Origin of the sequence: Amycolatopsis sp. NPDC052450 (genome assembly GCF_044547565.1) — a bacterium.
Lineage (GTDB): Bacteria > Actinomycetota > Actinomycetes > Mycobacteriales > Pseudonocardiaceae > Amycolatopsis.
Genome location: NZ_JBIUAQ010000016.1, coordinates 120,617 through 127,664, shown reverse-complemented (window position 1 = coordinate 127,664; position 7,048 = coordinate 120,617). Strand labels below are relative to the sequence as shown.

Annotated in this window: 5 protein-coding genes; 2 read left to right on the top strand and 3 right to left on the bottom strand. The window is 70.0% G+C overall.

The features are described 5' to 3' along the window. Positions 1 to 116 precede the first annotated feature (116 nt). Positions 117 to 1,148 carry a metallophosphoesterase family protein gene (locus ACIHAO_RS25510; protein ID WP_396561791.1) on the top strand — a complete coding sequence of 344 codons (1,032 nt, stop codon included), beginning with the start codon at positions 117 to 119 and terminating at the stop codon, positions 1,146 to 1,148. A 102-nt stretch (positions 1,149 to 1,250) separates the two neighbouring features. On the opposite strand, the gene ACIHAO_RS25505 is transcribed toward ACIHAO_RS25510, so the two are convergent. The 3 genes from ACIHAO_RS25505 to ACIHAO_RS25495 all read right to left on the bottom strand — a co-directional run bounded on the left by ACIHAO_RS25505 (position 1,251) and on the right by ACIHAO_RS25495 (position 5,889). Further along, entirely contained in the window at positions 1,251 to 2,336 is a 1,086-nt protein-coding gene (locus tag ACIHAO_RS25505) for an ABC transporter substrate-binding protein (protein WP_396561789.1), read from the bottom strand. Positions 2,337 to 2,449: 113 nt separating this feature from the next. Next, complete coding sequence (locus tag ACIHAO_RS25500) at positions 2,450 to 4,207, bottom strand: ABC transporter ATP-binding protein (protein ID WP_396561787.1); 1,758 nt, start codon at positions 4,205 to 4,207, stop codon at positions 2,450 to 2,452. Further along, entirely contained in the window at positions 4,204 to 5,889 is a 1,686-nt protein-coding gene (locus ACIHAO_RS25495; protein WP_396561784.1) for an ABC transporter ATP-binding protein, read from the bottom strand. The genes ACIHAO_RS25500 and ACIHAO_RS25495 overlap by 4 nt, the downstream gene beginning before the upstream one ends. A 104-nt stretch (positions 5,890 to 5,993) precedes the next feature. On the opposite strand from ACIHAO_RS25495, the gene ACIHAO_RS25490 reads away from it, so the two are divergent. Beyond that, positions 5,994 to 7,040, top strand: a complete 1,047-nt coding sequence (locus ACIHAO_RS25490; RefSeq protein ID WP_396561782.1) for a FecCD family ABC transporter permease — start codon at positions 5,994 to 5,996, stop codon at positions 7,038 to 7,040. The last annotated feature ends 8 nt before the right edge of the window (positions 7,041 to 7,048 follow it).

Below are 7,048 nucleotides of genomic sequence, written 5' to 3'. Positions count from 1 at the left end.
TCGTTCCGTGAAGGCCTCCTTGAGGGACCCAGAGTCCCTCAAGGAGGCCTTCACGGACTTGCGTTGTTCAGAATCGCGACCGAATTCGTCCATAAAACGTGAGTAGCGTTCGGGTTATGGATCGAAGAGCGTTCATGGTGGCCGCCGGTGGCGCGGCGGCAGGGGCAGCGATGCTGCCGGGTGAGGCGGAGGCGCAACCGCAGGGGCAAGCGAAGTGGGGACCGCACTGGCCGGTCGTCCGCTTCAACATCCTCAGTGACATCCAGGGGGATCTCGCCGACTTCGGCAAGGCGCTCGACGACCTGCACGCGATCAACCCCGGCAGCGCGGGACTCGGTATCGCGGGGGATCTCACCCCGCGCGGCTACGACTTCGAGTACGCCCAGCTTCGCTCGACCTTCGACAAGCACCCGCATCCGCGGGAGGTCGCGTGGGCCATCGGCAACCACGAGTTCTACGTCCCGAAGTGGCGCGATCCCGACACCCTCGCCCAGGAGACCTGGCCCAACGGGACGACCGAGGATTCGCTTTTCCGCAGCTTCTACCGGTTCGCGGGCCGCAACACCGTCTACTCCGAGACCTCGTTCGGCGGCGTTCCGGTGCTCTGCCTCGGAACCGAGCAGTACGCGAAGTACCACGACCCCAAACTGTGGGACGAGGTGTGGATGAGCGACCGGCAGTTCACCTGGCTCGAACAGCGCCTCCGGTACTGGTCGAACCGGCGCAGCCCGGTGATGGTGCTGACGCATCATCCGCTGCCCAACACCGTTTCCGGTACGCACAACAAGCTCTACCGGTCCGACTACCTCCAGCCCGACAGGCTGCTTTCGATCCTCGGCCGCCACCGGGACGTGTTCCTGTTCTCCGGGCACACGCACTGGGACCTGAACCTGTCGGACTGGGTGGTCCGCCGCGTGGTGCCGGGCACCGGGAATCTCGAAGGGTTCACCGTCGTCAACACCGCCGCCGTGCAGACCGGCTGGACGGACGACGGCAAAGGCGGGGAAGTGTCCCTCGGCGGCGCGTTCAACCAGGGGCTGCAGGTCGAGGTCTCGCCGGGCTCGGTGGTCATCAAGGCCCGGGACTTCACCACGAAGACCTGGCTGAAGCAGATCACCATTCCACTGCACAACTCCTGGGTCTCCTGAGTTTTAAGGACCCAGGCCGGTCCGTGAAGGCCTCCTTGAGGGACCCAGAGTCCCTCAAGGAGGCCTTCACGGACTTCGGTCATGTACTCAAGAGGAAACGGCTCAGTTGGCCGGTTTGACCTCGGTCTTCGGGTCACCGTCGACCGCGGCGGCGAGCTGCGGGACGATTCGGTCGATCACGTACGGCAGGCTCAGCACGGTCACGAAGGAGACCGCGCTGCCATAGGTGCCTTCGTTCTCGATGAAGACCTCACGCTTTTCCTTCGACACCTTCAGCCCGCTGTACAGCGCGTCCTTGCCGAGGATCTCCTGCGCCTTGGCCGGGGTGTCGATGAGCCACACGAGCGCGTCGCGGTCGAGCAGGTCGGTCCGCTCGGCGCTGAGGCTCTTGCCGAACTTGTCACCGATGGCGGCGTCGAGGTCGGCGGGCAGCTTGAAACCGAGCGATTCGAGGATGTGCGAACGTCCGTCCTGGCTGCCGTAGACGAAATAGCCCTCGTAGGTCGAGGCCATCAGGGCCGACTTGCCCGCGAACTCCGGGTGCTCCTTGCGGACCTGGGCGAACTTGTCCTCGACGCCCTTGACCAGTTCGTTCGCCTTGGTGGCGCGACCGACGGCCTGGCCGACCTTCTTGGTCGCCTCGTGCCAGGGAATGCCGTAGTCGTTGTACTCCTTGGGCTGCGCGACGACCGGGACGCCGATCTGGCTCAGCTTGTCGTACTGCTCCTTGGTGAGCCCGGAGTACAGCGCGATGATCAGATCCGGCTTCAGCGCGGCGATCTTCTCGTACTGCGGCCCGTCCACGTCCTTGAGGACCTCGGGCAGCGCGGCGCCGCCGAGCTTGTCGGTCGCCCACGGGCCGATGGTGCCGGGGAACTTGCCGAGCCAGTCGGTGACACCGACCGGGACCACGCCGAGGGCGAGCAGCGCGTCCTGCTCGGTCAGGCCGACCGTGACGACACGCTTGGGCTCCTGCGTGATGGTGGTGCTGCCGTACTTGTGCTCGATCGTCGTCGGGAACGCGTTCGCGTCCACCGCGGAGCCGGCGGAGTTCTGCGCGGCCGGGGTGGCCGACTCGCCGCCTCCTCCGCACGCGGTGAGCGAGGCGGCCAGCACCAGGGTGGACGCCAGCAGGCCGGCGGTCTTCAGGCGCCCGCGCACGGCGGAGAGGGTGGGGATTCGGGCCATCATCCGTCCTTCGTGATCGGCTGTCCGGCGGAATGCCGGATTAATCGAGGATCAGGTTTGGCTAACCTAAGACGCGGACCGCTCGATTGCAACCGGTGACGGTGCGGCCCGGGTCACGTCCGTGAACGGTTGTCCGACCAGGCCGCCCAAAGCGTTGCGTACTGACCATCGGAGGCCACGAGTTCGTCGTGTGTCCCGCTTTCGACGATCGCGCCCGCTTCGAGCACGACGACGCGGTCCGACGCCGCGGCCTGGGTCAGCCGGTGCGCGACGACGAGACCGGTCCGGCCTTCCAGTGCGGCGGCCGCGGCGGCTTCGAGGGTTTTCGCGCCCGCGCTCCCGGCTTCGGCGGTGGCCTCGTCGAGGATCGCGATCGGCGGGTCCGCGAGAACCAGCCTGGCCAGCGCCAGTTGCTGGGATTGGGTGACGGTCAGCTGGTGCCCGCCTTCGCCGACGACGGTCGCGAGACCTTCGTCCAGTGCCTCGGCCCAGCCGCGCGCGCCGACTTTTTCCAAGGCCGCCAGTAACTCCGCGTCGGTCGCACCGGGGCGGGCGAGCCTGAGGTCGTCCGCCAGCGAACCGGCGAAGACGTGGACCTCCTGGCTGATCAGCGCGACGGCCTGCCGGGTGGCGGACGGCCCGAGCTCGTCGAGCGGAACGCCGCCGACGGCGATCGTCCCGGAGTCCGGGGTGTGGATCCCGGCGATCAGTTTGGCCAGCGTCGTCTTCCCGGCTCCGCTCGCGCCCACCAGCGCGACCCGTTCGCCGGGGGAGAGGCTGAGGTCGACGTCCCGCAGCACCGGATGTCCGTCCACATAGGAATGACAGAGTCCGGCCGCCTTCACCGACGCGTCAACGGGTTTCGCGGGCAGTTCGGGTTCGCGCGGGGCGGGCAGGTCGGCGACACCGATCAGCCTGGCGAGGCTCGCGGCGGCCGCTTGGGCGTCGTCCACCAGCGCCAGCGCGCTGTTGATCGGACCGAACAGGCTGTGGAAGTACAACGCCGCCGCCGTCGCCGCGCCGACGGTCACCGCGTCGGCGCCCACGAGCAGGAAACCGGCCGCGAGCACGGCCGAGAGGCCCACGAACTCGGCCAGGTTCAGCCGGGCGAAGAACTTCGTCATCAGCCGGACGCCGCGCAGCATCAGGTCCATCGCGCCCTCGGACCGCTGCCGGACCCGCTCCACGTGGGCGTCGGCGAGCCGGAACGCGCGGACGGTCTTCGCGCCGCCGATCGTGTCGAGCAGTTGCTGTTGCTGTGATCCGGTCGCGATCCGCTGCTTCGCGTACAACGGCACGGCGTTGCGGACGTACCAGCGCACGGTGTGCAGCTGGATCGGCGTCGCCAGCAACGCGGCCAGCAGGAACCGCCAGTCGAGGACGGCGAGCGCGCCGAGGGTCAGCACGATGGTGAGCACCGAGCGGCCCAGTTCGGGCAGGGCCTCGCGGACCGCCCTCGCGACCACCGTGACGTCGTTGGTGACGCGAGCGGTCAGGTCGCCGGAGCCCGCGCGTTCGACCTGCTCCAGCGGGAGACCGAGCGCCCGGTCGACGAACCGTTCGCGCAGTTCCGCCAGCAGCGTTTCGCCGAGCTTCGCGGTCAGCGAGACACCCAGCGCCGTCGCGATCGCCTGCCCGACGGCGACCAGCACCAGTGCCACCACGGGGGTGGTCAGTTCGGTCGCGGGCCGTTTTTCGATGACCAGGTCGACGATGTGGCCGAGCAGGCGTGCGGTGAGCAGCCCGATCGCGGTCGCGCAGACGAGCATCGCCAGCGCGCCGGCGGCACGGGCCTTCGAGGTGCGGAGGAGTTCGCCGAGGACCGCGCGGATCCGCCTGCCGTCGGCGGTGGGGAGCAGTTCGCGGGTCATGACAGCACCGCCGCGCGGTAGTCGGCGCGGTCGCGGGCGAGTTCGGCGTGGCCGCCCTCGCCGGTGATCCGGCCGCCGTCGAGGACGACGACACGCTCCGTCACGGCGAGCAGGGCGGGGCTCGTGGTCACCAGGATCGTGGTCCGTCCTTGTCGTAGCCGGGCGAGCCCGGTGGCGATCTTCGCCTCGGTCACCGTGTCCACCGCGGTCGTCGGGTCGTGGACGACGAGCACCGGCGCGTCCGCGGCGAGCGCGCGGGCGAGCGCGACCCGTTGCCGCTGGCCGCCGGAGAGGGAACGACCGCGTTCGGTGACCGCGGTCGCGGTGCCGTCCGGCAGCGCCGCCGCGACCTCGTCGGCCGCCGACGCGGCCAGCGCGTCACCGGAATCGCGGCCATCGGCGTGCACGTTCTCCGCCAGCGTTCCTTCGAACAGGTCCGCGTCGTGCGCGGCGACCAGGACGACCTCCCGCACCCGATCCGGGTCCACAGTGGACAGATCGACGCCGTCGACGTGGACCTTGCCCTCGGCGGGATCGCCCGCGCGGCCGAGGCAGTCGAGCAGATCGGTCGCGGCGGCCGGATCGGCCGCGACGACGCCGATCAGCTGCCCGGCCGGGATGTCGAGGTCGACCCCGCGGAGGCTGCGGTACGACACCTGGGTGAACTTGACGTTCCCGCCGGCGGGGGCGGGGAGTTCGCCGTCGCCCGGTTCGACCGCCACCGGCGTGGTCAGCAGGTCGGCGACCCGGGACGCCGACGCGCGGCCCTGCGCCAGTTCGCCGTTGACCCACGAGAAGATCAGGAACGGGGTGAGCAGGAACTGGGCCAGCCCCACCGCGGCGACGAGGTCGCCGACGCTGATCGACCCCGACGAGGCGAGATGTCCGCCGACCAGCGCGACGACCGCGATGAAAACGCCGGTCAGCGCCAGCACCGCACCGTCGTGCCACGCCTTCGCCCGCGCGGCGCGCAAGGTGGCCTTCAGCGAGTTCTGGCTGGTGTCCCGATAACGGGCGACGGCGGCGGGTTCGGCGCCGATGCCCTTGAGCACCCGCAGGCCGGAGACCAGGTCGGTGGCGACCCCCGAAGCGTGCGCGGAACGCTCCTGTTCGGCCTCACTGCGGCGTTCCAGCGGCTTGCCGATGAGATGCGCGAGGTACAGCAGCGGCGGCGTGCCCAAGAGCACGAGGAGACCCAGCGGAAGTGAGATGCGCAGCAGGGCGACGGCGCTGACCAGCACCCCGGCGAGCGCGGCGATCCCGAACGGCAACGCCGCGTTCACCACGCCGACCCGCTGCGCGTCGCTGGTGCCGATGTTGACCAGTTCCCCCGCCAGCTTGCCGTTTTCGGCCCCACCGCCGGGATGCAGGACACGACGGCTGATCGCGATGCGGAGGTCGTGTGCCGCCCGCAGCGAGGCGCCTTCGGCCGCTCTCGCGGCGAACCGGTAGCTGTAGGACAGTCCCGCGAAGACCACGCCGAGCACGGCGAGCCAGAACACGAGCGTGCCCGCGGAACCGCCGGCGACCGCCTGGTCGATCACCACCCCGATGATCACCGGGACGAGTGCTTCACCGCCTTGGTGTCCGGCGGCGAGCACGGAAGCGAGCGTGACTCGACGTCGCTGCCCGGAGATGGCCTGGCGCAGGACGCTCCGGCTGGTGGTGGCCGTTGCGGACACCGGCGCCTCCGTGGGTCGGGGGTAGGTAAGGCTAGTCTAAGTAGGTAGCTCGTTGAGGTGAACTCCGGCGTTCGGTTAGCCTCGCCTCACTCAAGGGAGGTTCCGTGGTCGTCACCGAACGCGCGCCCGCCGCCGCGGCGTCCCCGCCCAGCGCGGCGGCACGGACGTTCCGCGCGGGCGGTCTGGTGGTCGGGCTCGCCTTGCTGGCGCTCGTGTTCCTGCTCAGTATCTGGGTGGGGTCGAAGAGCATCCCGTTCACCTCCACCTGGTCGGTGCTGTGGCACAACGACGGCTCGACCGAAGCGGTGATCATCCACGACCTCCGCATCCCGCGGACCCTTCTGGGCGTGGTCGTCGGCGTGGCGCTCGGCCTCGCGGGCGCGGTGATGCAGGCGCTCACCCGGAACCCGCTCGCCGACCCCGGCCTGCTCGGCGTCAACACCGGTGCGTCGGCCGCGGTCGTGTCGGGTATCGCGTTCGTCGGGGTCACCGGCGTGCTCGGCTACATCTGGTTCGCCTTCGCCGGGGCGGCGATCGCGTCGATCGTGGTGTACGTCCTCGGCTCGGCGGGCCGCAGCGCCACCCCGGACCGGCTCGTGCTCGCCGGTTCGGCCGTGATGGCGGTGCTCCAGGCCTACATCGTCGGGATCCTGCTGCTGATGCCCGAGACGTTCAACCAGTTCCGCTTCTGGAACGTCGGTTCGCTCAGCGGCCGCAAATGGGACGTGTTCTGGCAGATCTCGCCGTTCGTGGCGGTCGGCGCGGTCATCGCGCTGCTGCTCGCCCGGCCGCTCAACATCCTCGCGCTCGGCGACCAGACCGGCAAGGCGCTCGGCGCCCACATCGGCCGCACCCGCGTGCTCGGCGCGATCGTGGTGACCCTCCTCTGCGGCGCGGGGACCGCGGCCATCGGGCCGGTCCTGTTCCTCGGGCTCGCCGTGCCGCACGCCGCGCGCATGCTGGTCGGCCCGGACCAGCGCTGGGTCCTGCCGTATTCGATGCTGCTCGCGCCGATCGCGCTGATCGGCGCCGACGTCGTCGGCCGCGTGCTGAACCCGCCGGAGGAACTGCAGGCGGGCATCGTCGTCGCGTTCCTCGGCGCGCCGGTGTTCATCGCGCTCTGCCGCCGCAGGAAGCTGGCCCGCCTGTGACGACCACC